The 25210-nt window shown below is 68.6% G+C and carries 20 protein-coding genes and 1 riboswitch; of the genes, 12 read left to right on the top strand and 8 right to left on the bottom strand.

Annotation, left to right across the window (positions count from 1 at the left end; translation table 11 throughout):
- Positions 1-115: 115 nt before the first annotated feature.
- From HFP15_RS34555 to HFP15_RS34545, 3 genes are read left to right on the top strand one after another with little or no spacing between them, the layout of a single operon-like run.
- Positions 116-1171 carry a LolA family protein gene (locus HFP15_RS34555; protein ID WP_168521388.1) on the top strand — a complete coding sequence of 352 codons (1056 nt, stop codon included), beginning with the start codon at positions 116-118 and terminating at the stop codon, positions 1169-1171.
- The gene (locus HFP15_RS34550; protein ID WP_376768917.1) at positions 1168-2181 is read left to right on the top strand and encodes an ABC transporter ATP-binding protein; all 1014 of its coding nucleotides are present in this window, start codon (positions 1168-1170) and stop codon (positions 2179-2181) included. Before HFP15_RS34555 ends, HFP15_RS34550 begins: the two co-directional genes overlap by 4 nt.
- Positions 2178-3044: an ABC transporter permease subunit gene (locus tag HFP15_RS34545; RefSeq protein WP_168521386.1), complete on the top strand. Its 867-nt coding sequence runs from the start codon at positions 2178-2180 to the stop codon at positions 3042-3044. Before HFP15_RS34550 ends, HFP15_RS34545 begins: the two co-directional genes overlap by 4 nt.
- On the opposite strand, the gene HFP15_RS34540 is transcribed toward HFP15_RS34545, so the two are convergent.
- From HFP15_RS34540 to HFP15_RS34530, 3 genes are read right to left on the bottom strand one after another with little or no spacing between them, the layout of a single operon-like run.
- Positions 3025-4029, bottom strand: coding sequence for an ABC transporter ATP-binding protein (locus HFP15_RS34540; RefSeq protein ID WP_168521384.1), 1005 nt, complete (start codon positions 4027-4029; stop codon positions 3025-3027). The genes HFP15_RS34545 and HFP15_RS34540 overlap by 20 nt on opposite strands.
- A gap of 1 nt (position 4030) precedes the next feature.
- Complete coding sequence (locus HFP15_RS34535) at positions 4031-5656, bottom strand: ABC transporter permease (RefSeq protein ID WP_210718250.1); 1626 nt, start codon at positions 5654-5656, stop codon at positions 4031-4033.
- Positions 5632-6669, bottom strand: a complete 1038-nt coding sequence (locus HFP15_RS34530; protein WP_168521369.1) for a thiamine ABC transporter substrate-binding protein — start codon at positions 6667-6669, stop codon at positions 5632-5634. The genes HFP15_RS34535 and HFP15_RS34530 overlap by 25 nt, the downstream gene beginning before the upstream one ends.
- Before the next feature lie 20 nt (positions 6670-6689).
- Positions 6690-6803: riboswitch (TPP riboswitch) on the bottom strand.
- A 33-nt stretch (positions 6804-6836) separates the two neighbouring features.
- On the opposite strand from HFP15_RS34530, the gene HFP15_RS34525 reads away from it, so the two are divergent.
- The 3 genes from HFP15_RS34525 (at position 6837) to HFP15_RS43650 (ending at position 7957) form a co-directional block, all read left to right on the top strand.
- Complete coding sequence (locus HFP15_RS34525) at positions 6837-7127, top strand: 4a-hydroxytetrahydrobiopterin dehydratase (protein WP_168521367.1); 291 nt, start codon at positions 6837-6839, stop codon at positions 7125-7127.
- Between the two features lie 63 nt (positions 7128-7190).
- On the top strand, positions 7191-7733 hold the full coding sequence (locus tag HFP15_RS34520; protein WP_168521365.1) for a hypothetical protein: 543 nt from the start codon (positions 7191-7193) through the stop codon (positions 7731-7733).
- A 92-nt stretch (positions 7734-7825) separates the two neighbouring features.
- Positions 7826-7957 carry a hypothetical protein gene (locus HFP15_RS43650; protein ID WP_281355713.1) on the top strand — a complete coding sequence of 44 codons (132 nt, stop codon included), beginning with the start codon at positions 7826-7828 and terminating at the stop codon, positions 7955-7957.
- 823 nt (positions 7958-8780) lie between these two features.
- On the opposite strand, the gene HFP15_RS34515 is transcribed toward HFP15_RS43650, so the two are convergent.
- A complete protein-coding gene (locus HFP15_RS34515) occupies positions 8781-10073 on the bottom strand; it encodes a hypothetical protein (protein ID WP_168521363.1) in 1293 nt (430 codons plus the stop codon).
- A gap of 772 nt (positions 10074-10845) precedes the next feature.
- Here HFP15_RS34515 and HFP15_RS34510 point away from each other — a divergent pair.
- A complete protein-coding gene (locus HFP15_RS34510; protein WP_312871895.1) occupies positions 10846-11718 on the top strand; it encodes a tyrosine-type recombinase/integrase in 873 nt (290 codons plus the stop codon).
- A 28-nt stretch (positions 11719-11746) separates the two neighbouring features.
- Here the strand turns inward: HFP15_RS34510 and ychF are convergent, their stop codons facing one another.
- Positions 11747-12829: a redox-regulated ATPase YchF gene (gene ychF, locus HFP15_RS34505; protein WP_168521361.1), complete on the bottom strand. Its 1083-nt coding sequence runs from the start codon at positions 12827-12829 to the stop codon at positions 11747-11749.
- A 376-nt stretch (positions 12830-13205) separates the two neighbouring features.
- Between ychF and HFP15_RS43140 the strand changes: the two genes are divergently transcribed.
- Together HFP15_RS43140 and HFP15_RS34490 are read left to right on the top strand one after the other, a co-directional pair.
- Positions 13206-14918, top strand: coding sequence for a DNA-3-methyladenine glycosylase 2 family protein (locus tag HFP15_RS43140; protein ID WP_246272298.1), 1713 nt, complete (start codon positions 13206-13208; stop codon positions 14916-14918).
- Positions 14919-15006: 88 nt separating this feature from the next.
- A complete protein-coding gene (locus tag HFP15_RS34490; RefSeq protein ID WP_168521359.1) occupies positions 15007-15528 on the top strand; it encodes a methylated-DNA--[protein]-cysteine S-methyltransferase in 522 nt (173 codons plus the stop codon).
- 2 nt (positions 15529-15530) lie between these two features.
- On the opposite strand, the gene HFP15_RS34485 is transcribed toward HFP15_RS34490, so the two are convergent.
- On the bottom strand, positions 15531-18491 hold the full coding sequence (locus HFP15_RS34485; RefSeq protein WP_168521357.1) for an AAA family ATPase: 2961 nt from the start codon (positions 18489-18491) through the stop codon (positions 15531-15533).
- A complete protein-coding gene (locus HFP15_RS34480; RefSeq protein WP_168521355.1) occupies positions 18488-19636 on the bottom strand; it encodes an exonuclease SbcCD subunit D in 1149 nt (382 codons plus the stop codon). Before HFP15_RS34480 ends, HFP15_RS34485 begins: the two co-directional genes overlap by 4 nt.
- Positions 19637-19924: 288 nt before the next feature.
- Here HFP15_RS34480 and rmuC point away from each other — a divergent pair, with 288 nt between their 5' ends.
- A complete protein-coding gene (gene rmuC, locus HFP15_RS34475; protein ID WP_210718254.1) occupies positions 19925-20776 on the top strand; it encodes a DNA recombination protein RmuC in 852 nt (283 codons plus the stop codon).
- Positions 20777-20963: 187 nt separating this feature from the next.
- Positions 20964-22343, top strand: a complete 1380-nt coding sequence (locus HFP15_RS44035) for a DUF6542 domain-containing protein (protein ID WP_312871894.1) — start codon at positions 20964-20966, stop codon at positions 22341-22343.
- Positions 22344-22595: 252 nt separating this feature from the next.
- Here the strand turns inward: HFP15_RS44035 and HFP15_RS34465 are convergent, their stop codons facing one another.
- Positions 22596-23555, bottom strand: coding sequence for a 4-hydroxy-3-methylbut-2-enyl diphosphate reductase (locus HFP15_RS34465; protein WP_168521349.1), 960 nt, complete (start codon positions 23553-23555; stop codon positions 22596-22598).
- 180 nt (positions 23556-23735) lie between these two features.
- Here HFP15_RS34465 and HFP15_RS34460 point away from each other — a divergent pair, with 180 nt between their 5' ends.
- Complete coding sequence (locus HFP15_RS34460; RefSeq protein WP_168521347.1) at positions 23736-24374, top strand: lipid droplet-associated protein; 639 nt, start codon at positions 23736-23738, stop codon at positions 24372-24374.
- Positions 24375-25210 lie beyond the last annotated feature (836 nt).

Raw genomic sequence — 25210 nt, 5'->3', positions numbered from 1 at the left:
TGCGCGCCCTCTCAGCGGTCTCTCAGCATCTCAGGCCCATCTCAGCCATGAAGCGGGAGCGTCTTCGGCGGGGAACGAGCACACTGGTGCTCGGCAGGTACACAGGGAGAACGCGATGCAACCGAAGAAGAAGGCCATCACGGCGGCGGTCACGGGCTCGGCGCTCGGGGTCGCGGGACTGGCCTGGCTGGCGGTTCCCGCCAGCGCCGGCGAGGCGCCCACGCTGCCGCAGATCAGCGCGGAGGACCTGGTGTCGTCGGTGCTGAGCACCCAGACGCCCGCGCTGGACGGCACGGTCAAGGTCGACAACAACCTCGGCCTGCCGACCACGTCGCTGCCCGGCGGGATGCAGCTCAACGTCGACTCGGCCCACGTGTTCAACGACGGCGCCGGCAACGGCAAGATCTCCATCCAGCAGGGCAACGCCGACACCACGATCGTCCGCAACGACCACACGATCTGGACCTACAGCTCGAAGGACAACTCGGCGACGAAGGTGACCGTCCCGTCCGGCGTGGCCACGCAGAAGGCGCCGGAAGGCATTTCGAGCGATCCGACGGCCGCGGCCAAGCAGCTGATGGACAAGGTCAGGCAGAGCAGCACGGTCAGTGTCGAGGGCACCGCCCGCGTCGCCGGGCGCGCCGCCTACGAACTGGTGCTGACACCGAAGCCGACCGAGCGCACGCTACTGCGTGAGGTGCGGGTCGCCGTCGACGCGGAGAAGCGGGTGCCGCTGCGGCTGGCCGTGATGACCTACGGCAGCGCCGATCCCGCGCTGCAGATCGCGTTCAGCGACGTCGAGTTCACGCCGCAGCCCGCGAGCGAGTTCCAGTTCACCCCGCCGCAGGGCGCGAAGGTGACCGAGAAGCAGGCGCAGTCGCAGCCGCAGAACGCGGCCAAGCCGGACGTCACGACCGTCGGCGACGGCTGGGACACCGTGCTGGTCGGCAAGGCGACGCCGCAGGCGATGGCGCCGCAGCAGGGCAAGAACGGCCGTCAGGTCGACCCGAAGGCGCTGCTCGGCCAGTTCGGCAAGCGGGTGACCGGCGCGTTCGGCTCGGGCTACGTGATCACCACGAACGCCGCGACGGCACTGATCACCGACGACGGCCGGTTCGCGATCGGCGCGGTGCCGCAGCAGGTGCTGATCGACGCGCTGGGGACGAAGTGACGACCTCGTTCGAGGTCGAGGTGGGCGCCTCCGGCGGGGAGGCGCCCACCCGCCCCGGGGCGCTCGCGGCGCGGACCAGGGGGCTGCGCAAGGTGTACCGGGGCACGGTCGCGGTCGACCAGGTCGATCTGGAGGTGCCCGAAGGCGCGGTGCTGGGCATGCTCGGCCCCAACGGCTCGGGCAAGACCACCACGATCCGGATGCTCCTCGGCCTGGTCCGCCCGACCGAAGGCGAGGTGGAGCTGCTGGGCCACCGGATGCCGGAGGAGGCCCCCGGTGCGCTGCCGGACGTGGGCGCTCTCGTCGAGGGACCTGGCTTCCACCCGTTCCTGTCCGGACGGGAGAACCTGCGCCGGCTCGCCGCCGCCGAGCCGCATCTGTCCCTTTCGGACATTCCGAAGGCGGTGGAGGACGCGCTGGAGCGGGTGGGTCTCGGCGCCGCGGCGCACCGCCGGTACCGGGGTTACTCGCTGGGCATGAAGCAGCGGCTCGGCCTAGCCGGTGCACTGCTGGTGCCGCGCAAGATGGTCATCCTCGACGAGCCGACCAACGGCCTGGACCCGGCCGGTACCAGGGAAATCCGCACGATCATCGCGGATCTGCACGCGGACGGGGTGACCGTGCTGGTGTCCTCGCACCTGCTCGCCGAGGTGGAGGCCACCTGCACCCACGTGGCAGTGCTGCACGACGGCACCGTCGTGGCGCAGGGCGAGCTGAACGAACTGCTGGAGACCGGAAACGCCGGCCTGCTGGTGTCCACGCCGGATGGTGACAAGGCGCTGGAAGTGCTGCGGGAGAACCGGATCTCGGCGCGGCTGGCGCCGGAGGGGGTGCGCGCGGACATCACCACGGCGACCGCGCCGCAGGTGGTGGCGGCCCTGGTGCACGGCGGGGTCGCGGTGCACGAGGCCAGGCGCGAGCGCACGGGTCTGGAGGACCTGTTCGCGAGGCTGACCCAGAACGACGCGGAGGCGGACGGTCTGTCCGATGTAGACGAGGTGAGGGCATGACCACGCTGACCGCGCAGCCGGTTCCGGCCACGCGCCGCACTGTTCCGCTGTTGCGGCTCTACCGCGCGGAACTGCGGTGGATCTTCCGCCGCCCGCGCACGCTCGTCGTGCTGGGCCTGCTCGCGCTGATCCCCGCGATCATCGCGATCGCACTGGCCCTCGGCGGCACCCCGGGCGGTCCGCCGGGCGAGCAGGGCGGGGGCGGACTGTTCGCCGCCGCGGCGGGCAACGCGTTGGTGCTGCCGATCGCCGCGCTGACCGCGGGCCTGGCCTTGTTGCTGCCCTTGGTCACGGCGATGTCCGCGGGCGACGCGATCGCGGGTGAACTCGCGCACGGGACCCTGCGCGGATGGCTGCTGGCGCCGGTGAGCCGGGGCAGGCTGCTGACGGTGAAATCGCTGGGCGTGGCCACGTTCACGCTGGCCGCGGTGCTGGTCATGGCGCTGGTCGGGGTGATCGCCGGGCTCGCGATGAACGGCACCGGCGGGTTGTTCACGCTGAACGGCACCACGCTGTCGTTCGCCGCCGCGCTGGGCAAGGTCGCGATCGCGGCGGGCTGGGTGACGCTGCAACTGTGGGCGGTCGGCGCGGTGGCGCTGGCGATCTCCGCGTGCACCGAGCATCCGATGCTGGTCGTCGTGTCGGTGCTGGCGGGCACGATCGTGTCGACGGTGCTGCTGCAGCTTTCCGCGGTCGCCTGGCTGCATCCGTTCCTGCTGCCCGAATCCTGGGACGCGCTGACCGACGTACTGCGTGACCCGATGCCGGGCGACGCGCTGGCACAGGGCGCGACCAGGGCCGCGTGTTACCTCCTCGTCGGGCTGTCCCTGGCCTACGCCCGGATCACGACGCGCGACGGCTGATCAGCACGACGCCTTCCGGGTCCACGGCGAGCCGTGTCTCCTCGCCCGGACGGAGGTTCGCGTCCGCAGGAGCGAGCGCGTCCACAGTGGAATCGGCCACGCGGACGCGCACCCTCCGGTGGACCTTGCTGAGCACTTCACCGGGTATGCCTTCACCGGAGACGCGCAAACCGTCCGGCCGCAGCCCGACCCGCACCGGCCCGTCGGGCTCCGCCAGCTCAGCCTCGCCGAGCGGGAAGCTCAGTCTGCCTCCGGACATCGTACCGTCGAAAAACGCCGTCACACCGAGGAAAGCGGCCACCTCCTCGTCAACCGGATGCCGCCACACCTCGCGCACCGCACCGGCATGCCGGATCTCGCCCGCGCGCAGCACGGCCACCCGGTCGGCGAAGGTGAACGCCTCCTCGCGGTCGTGCGTGACCAGCAGTGCGGTGATCTTCGCGCTGCGCAGCACCTCCGCGAGGTCGAAGGCCAGCTGCTGACGCAGCTCGGCGTCCAAACCGGACAGCGGTTCGTCGAGCAGCAGCAGCCGCGGCTCCGGCGCGAGCGCACGCGCCAGCGCGACCCGCTGCGCTTCGCCGCCGGACAGCTCGGTGACGCGCCGCCGTTCGTAGCCGCCGAGCCCCACGAGCTCCAGCAGGCCGCGCACCCGCTCGGCGCGTTCTCTCGCCGGCATGCTCTTCATCCGGAGCCCGAAGGAGATGTTGCCCGCGACATCGCGATGCGGGAACAGTTGCCCGTCCTGAAAGACCAGCCCGAACTCGCGCCGGTGCACGCCGATCCGGGCCAGGTCCTCCCCGTCCCAGCGCACCGTGCCCGAGCTCAGCGGCTCGAGTCCGGTGATCGCCCGCAGCAGCGTCGACTTCCCCGAACCCGACGGGCCGAGCAGGGCCAGGACCTCCCCGTCGGCGATGTCGAGCGTGGCGTCCTGTACCGCGGTGAACTGTCCATAGCGGACTGTCAGCCCCTGAACGGACAAGGCCATGTCAGAACTCCCCCATCCGGCCGGAACCGAACTTCTCGATCAGGACGACGGCCGCGGCCGTCACCAGCATCAGCAGGGCGCACGCCGCATAGGCCATCTGGTTGTTCAGCTCGCCCGGCCGCGAGATCAGCGATGCGATCGCGACCGGAAGCGTCGGCGTCTGCGGGCGCGCCAGGAAACTCGTCGCACCGAACTCACCGAGCGCGACCACGTAACCGAATCCGGCCGCCGAGACGACCGAGCGGAGTGCGAGCGGAACGTCGATCTCGCGCCACACGCGCACGGGTCCCGCGCCGAGCGTCACCGCGGCCTGTCGCAACCGGTCGTCGATCGAGCGCAGCACGGGCAGCACGATCCGGACGATGAGCGGGATGACCACCAAGGCCTGGGCCAGCGGCACCAGCAGCGGCGAGCGGCGCAGATCACCGGGCAGCGCGTCCAGGGTGACCAGGTAGCCGAAACCGACGGTGACGGCGGACACGCCGAGCGGCAGCATCAAGGCCGCGTCCATCGTCTCAGCCAGGCCGCGGGACGCTCTCGCGGGCGAGCGCCGCAACGTCACCACCACGACCGCGGCGGCGACGCCGATGATCAGCGCGAGCAGGGTCGCGTCCGTCGCCGTCCGCAGCGAGTTCAGCGCCGCGCTCCAGCCCGAGACCTGCAACGTGCCGCTGTTGCCGGTCGTGGACAACGCCCGGTACCCGGCAAGACCCCATCCGTCCTCAGTGGACAGTGAGCGGAGCAGCAAAGCCACGATCGGCGTCAGCAGCAGGCCGAACACGGCGACCGCCGCGCCGACGACCCACCATTCACCACCGGTCGGACGCCGCACGGTCTCCCTGCGTGCACGCAGTTTCAGCGCCGTCTCGCGTCGTCTGCGCGCGGCCGCGCCGATGAACAGCGTCGCGAGGACGGCCGCGATCTGCACCAGCGACAGCGCCGCCGCGCCGGTGAGGTCGAGCAGGTTCTCGGTACGCAGGTAGATCTCGGTTTCCAGGGTGCGGTACCGGGCACCGCCGAGTACGAGCACCACGCCGAAACTGGTGGCACAGAACAAGAACGCGACCGCGGCGCCGGACAGGATCGCGGGCCGCAGCGAGGGCAGCGTGACCGAACGGAACGCCCGCCACCGGGAGGCACCGAGCGCCCGCGCCGCGTCCTCGGCCCGCGAGTCCAGGTGCGCCCACAGCCCCGAGACGGTCCGCGCGATCACGGCGACGTTGAAAAAGGCGTTGGCGAGCACGATCGAGGCCAGGCCGCCGTCCGGCCACAGCGCACGGAACGCGAGCCCCACGACGACGGTCGGCAGCACGAACGGCACCAGCACCAGCGTGCGCACCAGCCCCGCCCCGGGCAACCGGACCCTGGCCAGCACGAACGCGATCGGCAGCCCGGCGAGCACGGCGAGCGCGGTCGACGCGGCCGCCTGCCCGATGGTGAACCCCGCGAGGCGCCAGGTCTCGCCGTCGGCGAGCGCGGCGACGACCCCACCGGCGGCGAACCCCCGGCGCAGGATCGCGAGCACCGGCCACGCGAAGAAGACGACGAGGAAGCCCAGCGGCACCAGGGCGAGCAGTCCCAGCCCCGCCCTGGCGACCGGCTTTACTGGCCGAGCAGCGAACGCCATTGTGCGATCCACCGCTCCCGGCCGTTGCCAACCTGGTCACTCGGCAGGGTCGCCGGGTTCGGCGGCAGCGGCGCGGACTGCGCCCAGCCCGAGGGCAGGTTGACGCCCTCGCGGGCCGGGTAGACGTACATGTTCTCCGCGACGGTGGTCTGGAACTGCTGGGACAGCAGGAAGTCGATCACCTTCTTGGCCTTGTCGGGCTGCCGGGCGCCGGTGAGCACGCCCGCGTACTCGACCTGGCGGTAGCACGTGTCCAGCAGCGCCTTGGTGCGCGGTTTGCCGTCGTCGCCGATCTCCGCGGCGGGCGAGGAGGCGTAGGAGACGACGATGGGGCGGGGGCCCTTGCCGGAGGAACCGGAGAAGTCCTGGCTGTAGGCCTCTTCCCAGCCGCTCACGGTTTTGGCGCCGTTGTCCTTGAGCCGGGTCCAGTAGTTCTGCCAGCCCTGCTCGCCGTACTTGGCGATGGTGCCGAGCAGGAACGCCAGGCCCGGGCTGGACGTAGCCGGATTCTCGACGACCAGGAGGTCCTTGTAGCGCGGGTCGGCGAGGTCGTCGTAGCTCGCCGGGGTGGGCAGGCCCTTCTGGGCGAACCAGTTGGTGTCGATGTTGACGCAGACGTCGCCGAGGTCGACGGCGGAGAGGCGATGCTCGGGGTCGACCGCGTAACGCTGGGGGCCGCGGTCGGCTTCGGGACTGGTGTAGGGGTCGAAGACGCCCTCGGACAGCGCCCGGGAGGCGAACGTCGAGTCCACGCCGTAGGCCACGTCGCCGATCGGGTTGGCCTTGGTGAGCACGAGGGAGTTCGTGAGCGCGCCCGCGTCACCCTTCTTGAGGATGTCCAGCTTGATGCCGGTCTGCTGGCGGAAGGCGTCGAGCACCTGCTGGGGCGCGGCGAACGAGTCGTGCGTGACCAGCGTGACGGTGGATTCCTGGTTGTCGCCGGAGCCGCTGGTCAGCGTGCAGCCCGCGGTCAGTGCGGCTACCAGACCGAGCACGAGGCTCGTTCGTAACATCGTCCCTCCTCGTTCGGCGGCAGGAGAGACGATCGCCTCCCTGCGCCGGCATGATCCGGATCAGGTGCGAACGGTCGCGGGACCGGCCCGCCTCTCAGTCCGGCTGTGTGCGCCGGACTCCCGTGGCAACCGTGCAGCGTACCCGTCCGCGTACCACCATGGAGCACATGGCAGAGCTACTGAGCGAGCAGGAGATCTCCGACGCGTTGGCGAAGCTGCCGCACTGGCAGCACAAGGGGACGACTCTCGAGCGAACGGCCGAGTTGGGCAGCTTCCCGCAGGCGATTCAGGTGGTGAACCGGGTCGCCGAGATCGCCGAGAGCGTCAACCACCACCCGGACATCGACATCCGGTGGCGGAAACTGACGTTCCACCTGAGCACGCACTCGGAGGGTGGCATAACGCGGAAGGACGTCGATCTGGCAGAGGGGATCGACGAGGTGATCGACGCGTTGTGATCTCCGCCGCCTGGGCAACATGACCGGCCGTCCCGGACGTTGCACCGGCGGAGGGAGAACACGATGTCGAAGATCATGACCAAGGTCGCCGGCCTGGTGGCAGCGTTGATGTTGCTCTTCGGCGGCGCCGCCCAGGCGGCGACGCCAACGCCTGGCTCCGCTGCGGGCTCGGGTGCCGGAGCGGCGTCGGGGGCCGGTGCGGGTTCGGGTGCTGGCGCGGGTTCGGGTCCTGGCGCGGGCGCGGCTGCGGGCACGGCCGTCGGGGCTGGGGCGGCTGCCCGAGCCGGTTCGGCCACCGGGGCAGGCTCGGCCACCGGAGCTGGGGCGGCTGCCGAGGTGGATTCGGCCACTGGGGCGAGCGCGGCCACGGGCTCAGCCGTTGGAGCGAGCGCGGCCACCGATGTCGGCGCGACTGCCGGGGCGGGCTCGGCCGTCGGGGTGAGCGCAGCTGCCGGAGCCGGTTCGGCCACCGGGGCAGGCGCGGCTGCGGACTCAGGTTCGGAGACGCGGGCGGTGGTCGTCGGCGGGCTGGCGTTCGTACTGATGGTGGGCACCGCGGGGGCGGTGCTCTGGTACACCGCCCGCAGTCGGCGGGTTTCGGAGTGAGATCGGACACAGTGACTCGGGTGTGCTAACACACGCCGAGATCAAGGCGCTGTCATGAACGAAAGGACTCACACAAGCCACCAGGATCCGCCATGACCAGCTCCACGCCTGCCCTGTCCTCCACCTCTCGAGTCGTCCTGTCGCCCGCCCAGCGCGCGTGGGTGACCGCAATCGCCACGACGATCACGCTGCTGACCGTCATTCTGCTCGGCGCCCTGGGCTGAGCAAGCGATCCCCGGCGTTGGGGGGCGCCGCACTCTGGCCCCCAACGCCTCGGGGCTCTTCTCTTGGGGCGGTCTGTTCTCGGCCGTTTCTGCCGCCGCCCTTTCCGGGCTGACCTGCCGTCGTGAGAATCGAGCGCGCAGGTGCCCGTCAGCTGCTGGCCGCGCAAACCGAACGCGCCCTCCTGAACCGCGTCAGACGTTGAAGCGGAACAACTCGCGACCAGCGGGAACGCGCGAATTGCTGGCCTGATCTGGGCGTTCCTCCGTCGTCGGCCGTGGTCGCTTGCCGTGCTCGATGGGTGCCCTGACGAACGAATGACGAACGCCGACGACAGGCACGCACGGAACCAGGCCGACAACCGGCGTTCCGACTACAGGCCCTCCTGTATCCGATTCGAAGGTCGAAGGTTTGGTACTCGAGGCCTCTGCCTTGGGACTTCGGGCTGGCACGCTTATCAATGCATGCCGTCCACTGGCGGCGTCTGCCGGCCGGGTGTTGGACATATGTTGGGCGCTGGCTCCGTGAGGCCCACTGTCAGTACTCGACGCCTCGGGTGCCGCAGCAGGTAATCGCCTCGGCCTGGCGTGAACGCAGCCGGTACCAAGGCATGCCTGCGCGCGGCGTAGCGGTTTCGGAGATCGCCTCCTAACCAGCAAGGCTTAGCCTTAGCGCGTTCCTGAAGACCCCATCACTCCGCTGAGCGTAAGGCTCGGTATCCGATCGGAGACTCAAGATCTCCACCAGCTCGCAAGAACACGGTGCGTGGTTCCCCGGTGCAACCGTGTGGCAATACCAAAATGGCGCCACAGGCGTCTAAAACAGCTATCCGACCTTCCGAAATACCGTGGCTTCACTTTTCACTTTATTGGCAACACTAGACGTTGGTTGGCCTTCTTCCTTAAGCTTGTACCTTTTATGAATGTATTTTAATGCTTGTTTATCGTCGGCGAAAATGTAGATCAGAAATAGGTTTATGCCGGCGACAGTGACAATAAAGGCGAATAAGAGGGTCAACGCCTTTACGTACCAAATCACGTGAGCGCCAACGGTGAGCGATGTTGCGACTAATATCGCACCACCGGCCGATGCTCCGGCAGCCCAATTGACGCTTTTTCTAGCAGGTGAGTACATCCACTTAGCTATTGAGTGTTCACCGGGCTTTGAAGAGTAGCCGAGAAGAGTTCCAGCCACCCCAGCAAGAAGTGACCCGACTACTTGCACGTAGTCAGCATTGCCAACGTGATTCGCACTGGCGACAAATGCAGACAAGACCAACACGCATACGGAAAACGTACTTATAGCGATCGGGTAACCTAGAGCGCCTCGGTCGATCCCTACCCATAAGTGCAGCTCCCGACTTCTCGTCGCACTTGTTTTGCTGCTTCTCGTCGCACTTGTTTTATTGGTCAGGTAGACAGTCGCACTGAGTTCTGGTTTCCACTCGCGCTCGATAGCGGATCCGAATACGTCTGAGGTTTGTTGATGTGGAGGCATCGGGCCCGCACTTCCCCCGGTGAGCTCCATTTTCTCACCATCGTCACTTTTTCCAGGTATCAGATATCTTGTGTACACCTTCGTTGAAGAAGGAAGCTCTACTTCCAAATGATAACTAGCCGCACGTCCTGCATGGAGCATGTCGAAAACAAAAAGGCTAGGCCTCCAGCCGTAACGAGGCGCTAACCACCAGTGCTTTTTCTCCAGTCCCAGCGGGCCATGGTAGGTATATCTCAATTCGTGATGTAGCGTGTAGTCTTTCGGGGCCTCTATTATTGCAAGAGGCTTTTCGAGATCTTTCTCTATTTGTCTCTTTTCTTTTATGATGAAGTCGTAATTGGAACGCAGCTCCTCCTGCATTAAGAGCCGTATTGGTTCAACTTGCTCATTTGTTAGAAGAGGTAAGTGGTTTCCTCGAAAATCGGTTACGTGAAAAGTGTGGAAGTCTTTCTGTCGCAGCCCTAGCGGTATGAGAAGATAGGGCAAACTTCCTCGTAGTACATCCTTGACATAATTTCCGTGCAATTGTTCTACTTCTTGATTTCGAATACCCAAAGACTCGTGTTGATAAATGTCAATGTCTAGTGTGACATCTACTTGCATGGTTTCCCGGTCGACCATCCGGATACGAACTACTCGTCGTGGTATCCAAAAAGGCGTGCTGACTAGGAGTGAGAGTAAATATATTGCGTATTTCCGCCTCTCATGTTGAAACAGGGGCCTGACTGTCATGATCGAACACTCCCATACTGATCAAAATAGCTGGTGCTCCCCATGCTTGATAGAGCGATAAATCCAGGCTAAGGACAAATGGGAAGAGTTGTCGAGGTCGCCTAGCCAAATTGTTTGGTAGTCATCCCGTCGCCTGATGGCGTCTCGACCACGCCGCGCCGGGGCCGCAACCTCCGTGCGAATCCGCCGGCGAAGTTGCCAGGCTTGCGGTCCCGGCGCGGTGTGATAGTCATCAGATCAGGCGACGGAATGACCACCAAGCGCCCACCCTGCCAACGTGCCGGTTCCTGCCCGGCTCGGGTCATCCTGGAGCCTGCCTGCCCGGCGAGGGCATCTTGTGTTCGTTCTTCGCGTCTGCGTCGGCTGCGGGGTCGCCCGGCCTTCGTCGAACCGCCACGCGGGACCGGCGCCAGCCGCATGCCCGCGTCTGGCGGTTCGACACGATGAGGGCCGGATCAGCGGCCCCGCAGGGGCCGCTCTTGATGCGCAGCGGTGGTTAGATGAACAGCTCGCCGCCGTTGTAACGGGACAGTTCGTAGATCCGCAAGCAGGCAAGGTGTCGTTCCTCGCGTACTTCGATCGCTGGTCGCAACGGCAACTCTGGACAAGGGGCACTGAGCGAGCTATGCGCCTTGCCGTCAGCTGCACAACGTTCGGACACGTGCCGATCAACCTGTCAATCAACCGAATTCAGCGGTCTCACATCGAGTCGTGGATCAAGCGGTTGCAGACCCTCGACCGAGGCGACGGGCGTGAGCGGGGTCTTGCGGCCGGGACGATCAAGACGCGATTCAACAATGTCAGGGCAGTGTTTCGGGCCGCTGTGCGGGATCGTCTGATTGCTACCGACCCGACGGATGGCGTCCGGCTGCCTCGTACGCGCCGTACAGACGCCGCGCTGGTCCTACCGACCTCCAATCAGATTGCGGCCCTGCTCGGCGCTGCTGCCCCGAGGTTTCGCCCCTTCCTCGCGTTGTGTGCGTTCGCGGGCCTGAGGCTTGGCGAGGCGGCAGCCCTGCGGGTCTCGGACATCGACTTCGAGCAGGGCAGCGTTCGCGTCTCCCGCCAGGTCCAGCGGGAGCGCGGCGGTGGGGTGGAGATACGCGCCCCGAAGTACGGCTCGGAGCGTGTGGTGCACGCCTCCGACCAACTGGTATCCCTGATCAAAGACTACGTTGCAACCTATCGGCCGACTGGCGACGCGGACCGGTGGGTGTTCGAGGGGGATGGGGGCAACCCACCTCATCAGAACACCGTGGGTTACTGGTGGCGACTGACTCGTGAGGCGGCGGGGTGTCCGAGACTTCGGCTGCATGACCTCCGTCACTTCTTTGCATCGGGGCTTATCGCCGCCGGTTGCGACGTCGTCACCGTTCAGCGCGCACTCGGGCACTCCAGCGCAACGGTCACGCTCAACACCTACGCGCATCTGTGGCCGAGCGCGGAGGATCGCACTCGGCTCGCGTCTGCTCGGTTGTTTGCCGACGTTGTGGGTCGCTCTGACGAACCGCTGACGAACGACGAGGCTGCTTAGCGCCCTGAACAGGCTAAACAGCCTCAGATCAGACGTTGAAACGGAACTCCACCACGTCGCCGTCAGCCATGATGTAGTCCTTGCCCTCCATGCGGACCTTGCCCGCGGACCTGGCGGCGGCGATCGAGCCCGCCTCGATCAGGTCGTCGTAGGACACGATCTCGGCCTTGATGAAGCCGCGCTCGAAGTCGGTGTGGATGACGCCGGCGGCCTGCGGGGCGGTCGCGCCCTTCGGGATCGTCCACGCGCGGGCCTCCTTCGGACCGGCGGTGAGGTAGGTCTGCAGGCCGAGAGTGTGGAATCCGGCGCGGGCGAGCGCATAGAGGCCGGGCTCGTGCTGGCCGACGGACTCGAGCAGCTCGCGGACCGACTCCTCGTCGTCCAGTTCCAGCAGCTCTGCCTCGATTTTCGCGTCGAGGAACACCGCGTCGGCGGGCGCGACGAGTTTGGTCAGCTCCTCACGGCGGGCGTCGTCGGTGAGCACGCCCTCATCGGCGTTGAAGACGTACAGGAACGGCTTCACGGTCAGCAAGCTCAGCTCGCGCAGCTCGGCGACGTCGATCTCGTCCTGCGCTGAGAAGAGAGTGCGGCCGCTGTCGAGGATTTCCTTGGCTCGCTGGGTGACTTCCAGCTTGGGCCGGTTCTCCTTCTTGGTGCGGGCTTCTTTCTCCAGGCGCGGCAGCGCCTTCTCCAGGGTTTGCAGGTCGGCGAGGATCAGCTCGGTGTTGATCGTCTCGATGTCGGACGAGGGGTCCACCCGGCCGTCGACGTGCACCACGTCCGGGTCGTCGAAGACGCGGATGACCTGGCAGATCGCATTGGCCTCGCGGATGTTGGCGAGGAACTTGTTGCCCAGCCCGGCACCCTCGGACGCACCTTTGACGATGCCCGCGATGTCCACAAAGGACACAGTTGCCGGGACGACACGTTCGGAGTTGAAGAGTTCGGCGAGCTTGTCGAGCCGCTCGTCGGGCAACGGGACCACGCCGACGTTGGGCTCGATCGTCGCGAACGGGTAGTTCGCGGCGAGCACGTCGTTACGGGTCAGCGCGTTGAAAAGGGTGGACTTGCCGACGTTGGGCAGCCCGACGATGCCGAGGGTGAGACTCACGGGCCGACAGTCTACGTGCGGTGGGTACGGCGCCGGTCGGGCGCTCCCATCGGCGCAGGTCGCGCAGCCCGCGGCGCCTCGACGACCGGGCATTCGCCCGTCTTGAGCACCCGTCGGCCACACCTCGTCACCCTCGTCACGCGCCGCGGCCCCACCCAGCACCCAACTCCGGGACGCCCGTCGGCAGGCCAGGCGACCACAGAGACACAGCCGGCTCAACCAACGTTGAAACCCTCGTCGGCGTCGAAGCCACGCCCTTATGACAATCGATCTCGCCCACGGCCGCCGAACAGGCCACGCACCGGCCGACGCGCGCCGGATCGTCATGTCGGTTTTCCGCCAGTCAAGCCTCTGACCTGCTGGCAGTATCGAAGGCATGACAGCTGTAGCGACCCCCGCCGGACAGGCCCTCTGGCGCGACGCGGAGCGCTGCTACCGGGCGGTGGCCTCGCGCGACGCACGCTTCGACGGCCAGTTCATCGTGGCGGTGAGGACCACAGGCATCTACTGCCGCCCCTCCTGCCCAGCTCAAACCCCGAAAGCGACCAACGTCCGCTTCTACCCGACCTCGGCCGCGGCGCAGGCCGGCGGCTTCCGTGCGTGCCGGCGCTGTCTGCCGGACGCGGTACCCGGCTCGCCCGAATGGAACCTTCGGGCGGACCTGGCGGCGCGTGCCATGCGGCTCATTTCGGACGGCATTGTCGAACGCGAGGGTGTACCGGGGCTCGCGCGCCGTCTCGGCTATTCGGAGCGGCAGCTCGGCCGGGTGCTCGCGGCCGAGCTGGGCGCGGGCCCGCTCGCGCTGGCACGCGCCCACCGCGCACATTCCGCGCGGTTGCTGATCGAGTTGTCGGACCTGCCTCTCGCGGATGTCGCGTTCGCTGCCGGCTTCGCCAGCGTGCGCCAGTTCAACGACACGATCCGCGAGGTCTTCGCCCGCACTCCGTCCCAGCTGCGTGCGGCAGCCGTCGTGGCACGCCGTCGTGCCGCGGCAGGCGCACGAGCCGGCACCACGGTCACCAGCGTCGCGACGCCTGGCGCCGGAGTCGGCGACGCGGCACTCTCCCGTCGCGCGGCCGCGGGCGCCGAAGCCGGCAATGCCGCGTACGGCCACATCGACGACGCGGGCGCCCAGGTAGGCGACGCAGCCGACGCTCCACCGGCCGCCGGTACCCGGTTGTCACTCCGGTTGCCCTATCGCGAGCCGTTCGACGTTTCGGGCATCTTCGGCTTCCTCGGCGCCCGCGCGGTACCGGGCGTCGAGTGGACCGCCAACGGCACCTACGGCCGCACCCTGCGACTGCCGCACGGCCCGGCGACGATCGAGCTGGTGCCGCAGGACAACCACATTCGCTGCGAGGTCCAGCTCTCCGACGTGCGCGATCTCGGCAGCGCCGTTGCCAGGGCACGTCGTCTGCTCGACCTCGACGCCGACCCCCAAGCCGTGATGCGCGTGCTGGGCAGCGACCCGCTGCTCGCGCCCGCGGTCACGGCGGCACCAGGAATCCGTGTTCCAGGTGCGGTCGACGGCCCCGAGCTGCTGCTGCGCGCGATGCTCGGGCAGCAGGTGTCGGTCGCCGCGGCACGCACCGCGGCCGCCAGGCTCACCGCGGCGCTCGGCGACGCGGTGCCCTGGACGTCCACCGAGGACGACGCGGAAGTATCGTCCGAGCTTCCCCCGGACGGCACATCGCAAGCTGCCGACACGGCAGGACGCCACGCATTACGCCTGTTCCCGGCGCCGCAAGCGATTGCGGAACGCGGGCGTGACGTCCTGCGCGGACCCAAGCGGCGGATCGAGGCGATTTGCGCAGCAGCCGAGGCACTCGCTTCCGGCCAGGTCGATGTGCACATCGGCCGGGATTCCGACGAACTGCGCGCCGAACTGCTCGAACTACCTGGTGTCGGTCCGTGGACCGCCGACTACGTGCTCATGCGCGTCCTCGGCGCCCCCGACGTACTGCTCGCCGACGACCTCGTGATCCGCAAGGGGTCGTCGGCAGTGGGTATCACCGACCTGGCCGACCACTCACAGGCGTGGCGACCTTGGCGGTCCTACGCCGGCATGTACCTCTGGCGCAGCGCTTGACCACCACCGACGACACCCTGCGCGTGTCGCCCTGGGCTGCCGCCGCCGAAAACCGATCCCACCACGACCTCCACAAGGGAGACCACTCATGAGCATCGCACACTGGTCCACAATGGACACTCCCATCGGCCCGTTCACCGCCGTCGTCGCGTCGGACGGCGCGGTCCTGGCTTCCGGCTGGACCGACGACCTCGGGCATCTCACGCCGGTCATGTCACGGTCCCTCGTTCCTGCCGAACTTCGTGAGAAGCGGGACCTCGGCGCCGTGACCACCGCTGTCCGCTGCTACCACGAAGGAGACCTCACGGCGATCGACGACATACCCGTCCGCCAGCGGTCCGGCGAGTTCCTCCAGCATGCGTGGGACGTGCTGCGCACCGTCCCGGCGGGCAAACCGGTCACCTACAGCGAGTACGCCGCCCTCGCCGGGCGTCCGGCAGCCGTCCGCGCGGCCGCGTCGGCGTGCGCACGCAACGCGGCGGCCCTGTTCGTGCCCTGTCATCGAGTGTTCCGCATCGGCGGCGCCATGGGCGGCTTCCGCTGGGGTGTCGATGTCAAGCGGTGGCTGCTCGACCACGAATCACCGGAGCGGACCGCGGGATTGTCCTGATCTCACATATGCACCTCCAGGGTCGAACCGGTCCGCGCCTTACGCACCCGCAGCCGAGTTGGAATGCGCTGACGCAGCTCCTCGACATGGGACACCAGGCCGACGACCCGGCCTCCCGCCCGCAGCTCGTCGAGGACGTTCATGACGACATCGAGGGTCTCCGCGTCGAGGGTGCCGAACCCCTCGTCGACGAAGAGCGTGTCCAGCAGAGCCCCACCGGTTTCAGCGGCGACGACGTCGGCGAGCCCCAGCGCGAGGGCGAGCGACGCCAGGAACGACTCGCCGCCGGACAGCGTCTTGGCCGGACGGATCGTGCCGGAGTAGTCGTCGAGCACGTCGAGCCCGAGACCGCCACGGGTGCCTCGTGACCCCGCGGCGTCGGAGTGGACGAACGAGTAGCGGCCCTGGCTCATGATCCGCAGGCGTGCTGTGGCGGCGACCGCGACCTCTTCCAACCGCGCTGCCAGAACATAAGACCGCAGCGACATCTTGCGGGCGTTCTGGCCCCGCCCGTTGACGACATCGGTGAGCGCGTCCAGTTCGGCGAAGGAATCCTCCAGCGGCCGGAGTGCTTCGCTCGCCACGAAAAGCCGCTCGGCCAGCGTGTCCAGGTCGGATGTGCGACTGCTCGCCGAACGGAAAGCGGCCACCGCTGTCTCGGCCGCCTCGCGCGCGTTCCTCGCCGCGACGACGGCTGTGTCGACATCGACCCGGTCGTCCGGTGCCACCCCGAACAGCTCGGGTTCGGCGAGCACCGCACGAGCAGCGGCCTCAGCGGCAGCGGCTTCGGAGAGCCGGGTTTCCAGCTGTGCGACCCTCTCATCGGAGCGGGCCGCCGACCGCATCTCGTCCACGGTGGAGAAGCCGGCGCGGTTCAGGACTCTTTGCAGGTCGGTGTTCTGCTGCTCCAAGCGCTCTTCCGCGGTCACGCGAGCCGTCCGGGCTTCGACCATCGCGTCGAGCGCGCGCACGACGTTGGTCAGATGCTCGCGGCGCGCTCCGACATCGGGGTGCTCGCCGCGAGCCTCGTCGAGCCGGCGGGCCCGCTCCGCGATCTGTTCGGCCAAGGCGACCCGTCGGGTCTCGGCCGCCGTGACCGCCTGCTCGGCCGCGTGCAGCTTGCCGGTCAGCGCCTTCATCTCGGCTTCGGCCGACTGGGCCTGCCCGGCCAGCTGAGCCTTCTGCCGAGCCACTGCGCCGACCTCGGCCACCTGCTGTTGAAGCGCGGCGAACTCGGCGTCGAGTGCTTCGGCGGTGCGCCCTCGCAAGCGTTCGCGCAGCGCGGCGAGCGCGGTCTCCGCTTCGTGCTTGGCCGTTTCGGCCTTCTTGCGCGCACGTTCAGCTCGACGCTCGGCCTCGTCAGCGGCCTCCTCTTGAGCCTGGTCGACACGGCTTTCCGCCGCCCTCGCGGGCGACGGGTGCTCGTCCGCCCCACACACGGGGCACGGCGAGCCGTCCGCGAGTTCGGCCGCCAATTCGGCCGCCATGCCCTCGAGCCTTCGCTCGCGGAGTTCGAGCCGCCGCTCCCGGGCCTGTTGGTGCTGGTCCGTGACAGCGCGCACCGTCTCGGCTGCGTCGGCGACCGCGCGTTCGGCCCGGGGCAGTCCGGCTGCGTCACGCACGGCCGCGGTCAGCTCGGTTTCCCGGGTGCGGAGTTCCTCGAGCCTGACCGCCGCGGCGGCGGCCTGGTCATGACGCTCGCGCAGCTCCTGTATTCGCTCGGGGATGCCGTCGAGCTTCTCGGTCAACACGACGGCCTGCGCCTTGGCTTCCTCCGCCGTGTCGAGGAGTCTGCCGATCTCCCGTTCATCGCGGCGTTGTTGCTCGGCCTCGGCGATCAAACCGGCCAGCGCACCCGCTTCTTCCCGCAATTTCCCGGCGTGGCGTCGCAGCTCCACCACGTCTGCCTCGGTCTCGGCGTATCCCGTGGACGCAAGCTGCCGAACACGCCGCTGCTCCACCTGCCGCGCTTCGTCGAGTTGCGCCGCACACCGATCCACCTGCGCCGCAACGTTCGCCACGGGGGCGGCGCGACGGGCCGCCGCGAGCTCGGCCGTCCACATCTCGCGCTCCGGCTTTTGCTCCCCCAGCGCGGCCAGCTTGTCGTGCGCGACGCGCACGCGGTGAATCCGTTCCGCGGCAGCACGCCACTCGGTCAGCTCGGCCTCGGCCTTCTCCAACGCAGACCTCGCCCGCGTCTGTCCGGCCTCGGCCTCGGTGACGAGCCGCCGCGACTGCTCGCGAACCGCGGCGACCCATCCGGGCACGTCCTCCTCGGGCGGATCCTCGCGAGCGACCTGCGCGAACCGCGCGACCCATTCACGCAGCTCCTGAAGATGCTCCTCCAGCTTCCGCCTGCGCTCGGCCCGCTCATCGCGGAACCAGCGTTCAACGTCGGCGAATCGCTTGGTACCGAACAACTTTTCCAGCAGGCGTTCACGCTCATCGGTGTCAGCACGGAGAAAACGCGCGAAATCACCTTGCGGCAACAACACGACCTGGAAGAACTGCTCGTGGTTCATCCCGAGCAGACCCTGGACCGTCCGGCTGACCTCGTCGATGCGGGTCAGTCCCTCGGTGGGCTGGCCCGCCGGGGCGTGCCCGATCCAGGCCAGCGAAGCCTTGGCCTGCTGTGTCGTGGTTCCCTCACCGCGCCGCTTCGGTCGCTGGTACTCGGGGTTGCGCACGATGCGCATCCGTTGCCCTTGGACAGTGAGTTCCAGCGCGACCTCCGTCCGTAGCTCGACGTCGGCGAAATCGCAGCGCAGCCGCTTCACCTCGCCACGCGCGCCCGGTACAACCCCGAACAGTGCGAACGCGACGGCGTCGAGCAGGGTCGTCTTGCCGGCCCCGGTGTCGCCGTGCAACAGAAAGAGCCCGTCCGAACCGAGTACGTCGAAGTCGACGACCTCGCGTCCCCGGTAGGGACCGAACGCCGTCACCTGAAGCCGATGCAGTCTCATGACTCACCTCTGCCCGCGGATTCCAGTGCCAGGCCAAGCAATTTCCGCTCGGTGCCGGTCGGGGGCGCGCCCCGGCAGTCATCGAGGAAGTTCCGCACGATCTCGCTGTCGGGACGGCCACGGACGGCTTCCGCGTACCGGAGCGTGGCGGTCGTGTTCCCGTTTTCCGGCTGCCAGTCGAGGTGCACGGTGTGCGGGAACCGTTCACGAAGCCGCCGCATCGCATCGACGGGGCGCACGGAATCGGTGAGGGTCACGGACAGGTAGCAGTCCACGAAGTCTCCGTACTCCTCGGCGGTCAGCAACCTGTCGATGCCGCCTGACAATTTCGCCAGACGACGAGGCACGGGCAGTTCGTGGCGACGAACGTCGGCGAGACCGCCTGCGTCCAGTTCGACCAGCCACACCGATTTCCGTTGCGCGGACTCGGAAAACGAATACGCGAGTGGGCTCCCCGAATAGCGCAGGTGCGGCGCGAGTGTCTGCGGACCGTGCAGGTGTCCCAATGCGACATAGTCAACGCCGTCGAAAACGTCGCCGCCGACCTGCTCCACGCCGCCGACGGCGATGGTGCGTTCGGACTCCGTTCCCTGCCCTCCGGTCACGAAGGCGTGCGCGAGCACCACCGAGCGCGCGCCCGGCTCGCGAGTGGCGAGATCGCCGCGGATCCGGTGCATCGCCTCCGTGAGAACCCCGTTGTGTCCCTTGGCATCGGGCACGCCCAGCGCATGCCGCGACGGTTCGGGCTCCAAGTAGGGAATCCCGTAGATCGCGACCGGCCCGTGCTGATCATTGAGCAGCACCGGTTCGGCGATGTGGTCGATGGCCGTGCGCAGGTGCAGGCCACCGGCGGCCGCGAAATCGCCGAACGCGCCGAGCCTCGGCGCGGAATCGTGGTTGCCGGACGTGATCACCAGTTCCGCGCCCGCGCGGCGAAGCCTTGCCAGCGCACGGTTCGCGACCTGCACGGCCTCGGCGGAGGGCACCGCACGGTCGTAGATGTCTCCTGACACGAGCACGACATCCACCGCCTCGGCGGTGACGACGTCCGCGAGGTGCGCGAGCACGGCGTCCTGCTCGGCGAGCAGGTCCGCGCCGTGGAAGGTGCGTCCGACGTGCCAGTCGGAGGTGTGCAGGAATCTCACGCCGCCCAAGCTAGGACGGACCTCCGACAGAACCGCGCAGACATGCCGGACCGGCGCACACCTCATTTTTCCGCCCCGACCTGGAGGAATGTGGTCTCTACCACCAGCCGGAGCCCGCCGCACGGTTCACTCGAACGAGTGTTCGATCAGACGCGCAGGCCCGTTTTTGTCGGTGGGCTGCGCCATGATGCGTGCACGAATCCGATCAAGAGAGGAGGCACGGTGGCATCCACCGTGATCAGCACGGCCGCAGTCGTCATCGCCCTGGCGTTACTGGTGGCGATCGCCATGCTGTGGCGGCTGTACAACGACAGCGTGCGCCGCGCGGACACGGCGGCGCGGCAGGTCGAGGCCGAGCGGTCGCGAGTGGATCAGCAACAGGCCGCGTTGCGGCGGTACGAGGTCGCGTTCGCGTCGATCAGCGGACGCGGCGAACTCGGTGAGCAGGTGTTGGTGGAGACCGCGCGAGCGCTGGGGTTGCGCGAAGGGCTGCACTACACACTGCAGACGGATCTCGCGGGCGGCGGCAGCGCGAAACCGGACATGGTGCTGCGCGTCGGCGGCGACCGGATGGTGCCGGTGGACGCCAAGGCCAGCCTCGCCTGCTGGGCCGAAGCGGTCGAGACGGACGACGCCGACGAGCGGATGGACGCGTTGCGCGTGCACGTGCGCAACATCCGATCGCGTGCGGCCGAGCTCGCCGGCAAGGGCTATCAGCGATGGGCGGACGGGATCTACGGCACGGTGATGTTCGTACCCTCGGACGCGGCTGTGATCGCCGCCCTCGACACTGATCCCGAGCTGTTGCGCTGGACGCTGGACCGGCGGGTCTTCCTTTGTGGTCCCACTGGTTTCGCGGTACTGGCGTCGGCGGCGCTGTTCGCGGCGAGTGATCGCGCGGTCGCCGAGGACATCGAGCGAGTGCGCGCCGGGGCTGCCGCCGCCCATCGCGCGGCGGGCAATGCGGTCGAAGCAGTCAATTTGTCCAGCACGCACCTGCAACGGTTCCTCTCCGCCCGCAGGCGGGAACTGGACGCGCTGGAGGGGTTCCGGGCCGCGGCCGCTCCGCTCACGGAGGCATCCGGAAGCCCCACCGAGGTGCCGGCCATACGGAAAGGAGACGAGATCGCCGCGAGCTGAGTGCACAATGGTGTGATGACCGAACAGGCATCGCTCATCGTGCGTAACCAGCAGATTGCCAACAGGGTTGGCGACCGGTAAACCGGCTGGTCAGAGCGGTGTTGAAGATCCGTGACGATGCCGCTTGTGTTGCGATCGCGCGGAGCGGCACGCGGGTGACGGGCAGTACGAGTTACGGTGTTGCCTCGTGACCGCTATTCGCGATCGCCAGAGCGATCCTGACGCCGACGAGGTTGCCGTCCGGTGGGACGAACGTCCCGTCGTCGGCGACAGACGCGGCTTGCCCTGGTGGGGCGCCGTGCTTCTGGCCTTCGGCCTCGCCGTGATCGGGGCCGTGGCCGACATGCAGATTCAGAACTCCCTCGGCTGGGTGTTCAAGATCTGCTACTTCGTCGGTTCGGTCGGCGCGGTGTGCGCGGTCCAACGGCGAAGCTTGTTCGGACCAATGGTGCAGCCACCGTTGATCTTGGCGATCACTGTCCCGGCAGTGGTGCTGCTGGTCTCGGGCCTGCCCGCGAACAGCGACACGCTCTCCAAGATCCTCACCGTGGGCACTCCGTTGATCAACGGGTTCCCAACGATGGCTGTGACCACCGGTCTGACACTCGTAGTCGGCATCGTCAGGCTGTACCGGGAGCGTGATCCGGACGCTCCCGTCAAGGGTGCGCGGCCGGGCGACAAGACTCGCGTGGCGAACCAGGCCGGTGCGCGCGATGCCGCGGGCGCCCGTTCGGGTCGTCCAGGCCGCGGCGGTCCGGGGCGGCCGGGCGCTGGTCGTGAGGGCACCGGCCTGCGGGAAGGCCCGGCGGGACGTGGTCGTGGGCCGGGCGAAGGTGGTCCGCAGGGGCCCCGGAACCCCGGCAACGAACACCCCTCGCTGCCGATGACCCGACGTCAGCGTCCCGAGGACGACGCGGCTATTCCGCGTGGCGGGCTCCGAGGTCGGCGCGGCGGCGAGCCCGGCGGGCGCCGGGGCGGCCCTGAGGGACGCGTCGGCGGTGCTCCCGGGGATGCTCGTGATGTGCCCAGGCGCGGTGCCGAGGTGCCGGGCGGTCCCGATGCGGCGGGGCGTGGTGGCCCGGGCGGCCGGGGCAGCAAGTCCGCTGGGCGGGAACCTCGCCGAGGACGCGCTGGCGACGCAGCACGCGGCGGCGAGTCCACGCGTGGTGCCGAGCCAGGTCGGGGCGGGCATGGCAGCCAACCCGCTCGTGGTGACAAGCCCGGCCGTGCCGGCGAACCTGGTCGGGGTGGCGTCGGCGGGCGCGGAGGCGATCCGGCACGTGGCGGCGACGCGCCGTCCCGAGGACGATTCTTCGGACAGTCGCGCAGGGCGTCGGATGACGGCGGACCACGCCGCGGTGGCGAGCCACGTTCCCGTGGCGAGCGCGCCGATGGTGACGGCCGCCGCGGCGGTGACGCACGCTCCAGCGGCGCTCCCGGCGGCGACCGCCCTCGCCGGATGCCGCCGCGCTCTGGTGAGCCTCGTGGCGGCGCTCCGGGCGAGCCCGGCCGCGGCCCGAGCCGCAGGGGCGGTGCACCCCGCCGCCCCTGGGACGACGAGGCCTGAGCCGTACTCGCTGCTCGCCGTGCTTGCTCGACCCGCGAGGCGGGGGGCATGGGTGCGACCTGGCGGATGTGCGCGGCGGCGGAGACCCGGTGCGCCCATCCTCCGGACGAAACTTCCCTTCGGCACCGGATGCGCGCGGTCACCGGAAACCGGTGCCCGCGACCTCCGGGCGGCCAAGGGCGCACAGCCGCCCGAGACGAAGGCCTCGGCTCAGCTCACTCCGACGGGGTCGAGCGTGTGCCGCTGCTGGCGCTACTGGCCCACTTTGCGCAGTTCGCGCGGAAGGGCGAAGGAGATCTTCTCGTTGGCCGTGGTGACTTCGGACACGTCGGCCCAGCCGCGGTCGGCGAGCCACTTCAGCAGGTCCATCACGAGCACGTCCGGCACCGAGGCGCCGCTCGTCACGCCGACCGTGTTCGCGCCCTCCAGCCAGGCCTGGTCGACCTCGCGGGCGAAGTCCACCAGGTGCGCCGCCCGCGCGCCCGCCTGCAGAGCGACCTCGACCAGTCGCTTCGAGTTCGAGGAGTTCTTCGAGCCGACCACCAGCACCAGATCGCACTCGGCAGCCATGGCCTTGACCGCGACCTGCCGGTTCGACGTGGCGTAGCAGATGTCATCACTCGGCGGGTCCGCGAGCTCGGGGAACCGCTCACGCAACTGCTCGACGCGCTCCATCGTCTCGTCGACGCTGAGCGTGGTCTGCGACAACCACACGACCTTCGAGGGATCCCGCACTTCGGCGCGCGCGACGTCGCTCGCCGTGTCGATCAGCTGAACGCGTTCCGGCGCCTCTCCCGACGTGCCCTCGACCTCCTCGTGGCCCTCGTGCCCGATCAGCAGGATGTCGTAGTCGTCCTTGGCGAACCGGTTGACTTCCTTGTGCACCTTGGTGACCAAGGGACACGTGGCGTCGATGGTGCGCAGGTTCCGCTCGGCTGCCTCGGCGTGCACCGCGGGCGAGACACCGTGCGCGGAGAACACGACCAGTTCACCCTCCGGCACCTCGGACGTCTCCTCGACGAAGATCACGCCGCGCTCGCGCAGGGTGTCCACGACATGCCGGTTGTGCACGATCTCCTTGCGCACGTACACGGGTGGCCCGTAGAGCTCCAAAGCCTTCTCCACAGCGATCACGGCGCGATCCACGCCCGCGCAGTAACCACGCGGTTTGGCCAGCAGCACTCGCTTCGTAGAAGAGCTCTCAGCACTCATGCCTCCCAGGGTACGGCCCACCCGGATGTGCGGCCGGTCACGTCGGGCCGCGCCGTCGGCGGGTTCCCGCGCCGGTTTCGGCGGCAGGTCACCCGCGACGGTTGTGCGCCCTGTCACGTCGGGTAGGCCGAAGGTCTTGATCGGTTGGGCAGGATGGGTTACTTACGGCACGCTGTACGCATGAAGCCACTCCCGCTCCCCCTCCGAGTCGCCGCGGGCTTGGCCGTGACCGCCGCCGAGCACGCCCGGGAACTGCCGAAACACCTGGTCGGACTGCCCGTCACGGTGCTGTCCCAGGTGCTGCAGGTGTCCATGCGGCTGCAGCAGCAGGTCACCGAGCTGGCGATCAGGGGCGACGAGGCGCTCGCGAACCTGCGCCCGGTCGAGGAAGAGCCCGAATGGGCCACGTTCGACGAAGACCTTCCGCCCGCCGAGAACTCCTCGCACGGCCACAACGGTTTCCGGCCGGTTTCGGTCATCAGGGAGGTCAACGAGAGCGCTCGCGATCCTTGGGAACAGGAAGAACGCGCGCTCGCCGAGGACCACACCGAGGGCGAGTTCGACAGCGCGGCCACCGACAGCGCGGCCACCACGGACATCCCGACCCCGCTGGCCAACTACGACGAACTCACGCTGCCACAGCTGCGGGCACGCCTGCGCCGCTTCAGCCTCGAGCAGCTCGAGGAACTGCTCGAGTACGAGCGCGCGCACGCGAACCGGCCTTCGTTCGTCGGCATGCTGGCGCGCCGGATCGGCAATGTGCAGCGCCTAGCGGAAGGCAACAACGGCGGCGCCGGGGACCAGCCTGACGACCAGTGACCTGCCAGGGCTGCGCGCGCCTGCTCGGCGGCGGTCGCGGGCGGGCGACCTTGGCGGGTGCCGGCGACGACCTCGGCCGGCGCAGCGGACGCCGACCTCGGCTGCGGGAGCCAGCGGGGGGCAGCGGGCGGCGACCTCGGCTACAGACGTCGGCGGCGACCGTGCACGACGATCGAGGCCGCGCTTGCCAGCGGCGTTTGTGCACGGCGACCTCGGCTACAGACGCCGGCGGCGGCTGTGCCCGGCGACCGGGACCACAGTTGCCAGCGGAGGCTGTGCACGACGACCGAGGCTGTGGTCGCGCGCGGCTGCGCGCGACCGCCGAGGCTGGGGGCCTTGACTGGAGGGGCCTTGGCTGAGGACGCGAGCCCGCATCGCCCGTGTGGGCGCATGGGCCTCCGCTGGCACCGCGGACTCGCAGCGGCGGGCATGGCCGAGTCGGGTCGACTGGGCACGACGGCGTCGAATCGGCAAGACGCGGCCGGATCAGGGCGGGATGGATCGGGCAAGCCGCAAACACAGCGCCTGCGCCCGGGGCAGCGATCGGCGATCGCGCCGCGCACGGCCGCGGCGCAGGGTCGGACAACGGCACCGCCGACCGTGTGACGGGACTCGCGGTGTGACGACGGTCCCGGAACCGCGCGGTGCCTGACGACGGACCCGGGCGGCAGGACCGACCACAGACCCAGCCTTACATGGCCCGACAACCACCCGGCCCAACGGGACCTGACCACAGCCGCAGGCCCGCAGGGCCCGACAACCACCCGGCCCCACAGGACCCGACAACGGCCTCGCCCCGCAGGACCTGACGACATCCCCCTGTCTCCTATACACAT

The sequence above is a fragment of the Amycolatopsis acididurans genome (genome assembly GCF_012328925.1).
GTDB lineage: Bacteria > Actinomycetota > Actinomycetes > Mycobacteriales > Pseudonocardiaceae > Amycolatopsis_E > Amycolatopsis_E acididurans.
This window is presented reverse-complemented; position numbering and strand designations above follow the sequence as displayed.

Bases quoted from the DNA above. Each gene is read 5' to 3' on its own strand.
- HFP15_RS34555 (WP_168521388.1), top strand. From the start codon at position 116: ATGCAACCGAAGAAGAAGGCCATCACGGCGGCGGTCACGGGCTCGGCG.
- HFP15_RS34545 (WP_168521386.1), top strand. From the start codon at position 2,178: ATGACCACGCTGACCGCGCAGCCGGTTCCGGCCACGCGCCGCACTGTT.
- HFP15_RS34540 (WP_168521384.1), bottom strand. From the start codon at position 4,029: ATGGCCTTGTCCGTTCAGGGGCTGACAGTCCGCTATGGACAGTTCACC.
- HFP15_RS34535 (WP_210718250.1), bottom strand. From the start codon at position 5,656: ATGGCGTTCGCTGCTCGGCCAGTAAAGCCGGTCGCCAGGGCGGGGCTG.
- HFP15_RS34530 (WP_168521369.1), bottom strand. From the start codon at position 6,669: ATGTTACGAACGAGCCTCGTGCTCGGTCTGGTAGCCGCACTGACCGCG.
- HFP15_RS34525 (WP_168521367.1), top strand. From the start codon at position 6,837: ATGGCAGAGCTACTGAGCGAGCAGGAGATCTCCGACGCGTTGGCGAAG.
- HFP15_RS34520 (WP_168521365.1), top strand. From the start codon at position 7,191: ATGTCGAAGATCATGACCAAGGTCGCCGGCCTGGTGGCAGCGTTGATG.
- HFP15_RS43650 (WP_281355713.1), top strand. From the start codon at position 7,826: ATGACCAGCTCCACGCCTGCCCTGTCCTCCACCTCTCGAGTCGTCCTG.
- HFP15_RS34515 (WP_168521363.1), bottom strand. From the start codon at position 10,073: ATGGTCGACCGGGAAACCATGCAAGTAGATGTCACACTAGACATTGAC.
- HFP15_RS43140 (WP_246272298.1), top strand. From the start codon at position 13,206: ATGACAGCTGTAGCGACCCCCGCCGGACAGGCCCTCTGGCGCGACGCG.
- HFP15_RS34490 (WP_168521359.1), top strand. From the start codon at position 15,007: ATGAGCATCGCACACTGGTCCACAATGGACACTCCCATCGGCCCGTTC.
- HFP15_RS34485 (WP_168521357.1), bottom strand. From the start codon at position 18,491: ATGAGACTGCATCGGCTTCAGGTGACGGCGTTCGGTCCCTACCGGGGA.
- rmuC (WP_210718254.1), top strand. From the start codon at position 19,925: ATGCTGTGGCGGCTGTACAACGACAGCGTGCGCCGCGCGGACACGGCG.
- HFP15_RS34465 (WP_168521349.1), bottom strand. From the start codon at position 23,555: ATGAGTGCTGAGAGCTCTTCTACGAAGCGAGTGCTGCTGGCCAAACCG.
- HFP15_RS34460 (WP_168521347.1), top strand. From the start codon at position 23,736: ATGAAGCCACTCCCGCTCCCCCTCCGAGTCGCCGCGGGCTTGGCCGTG.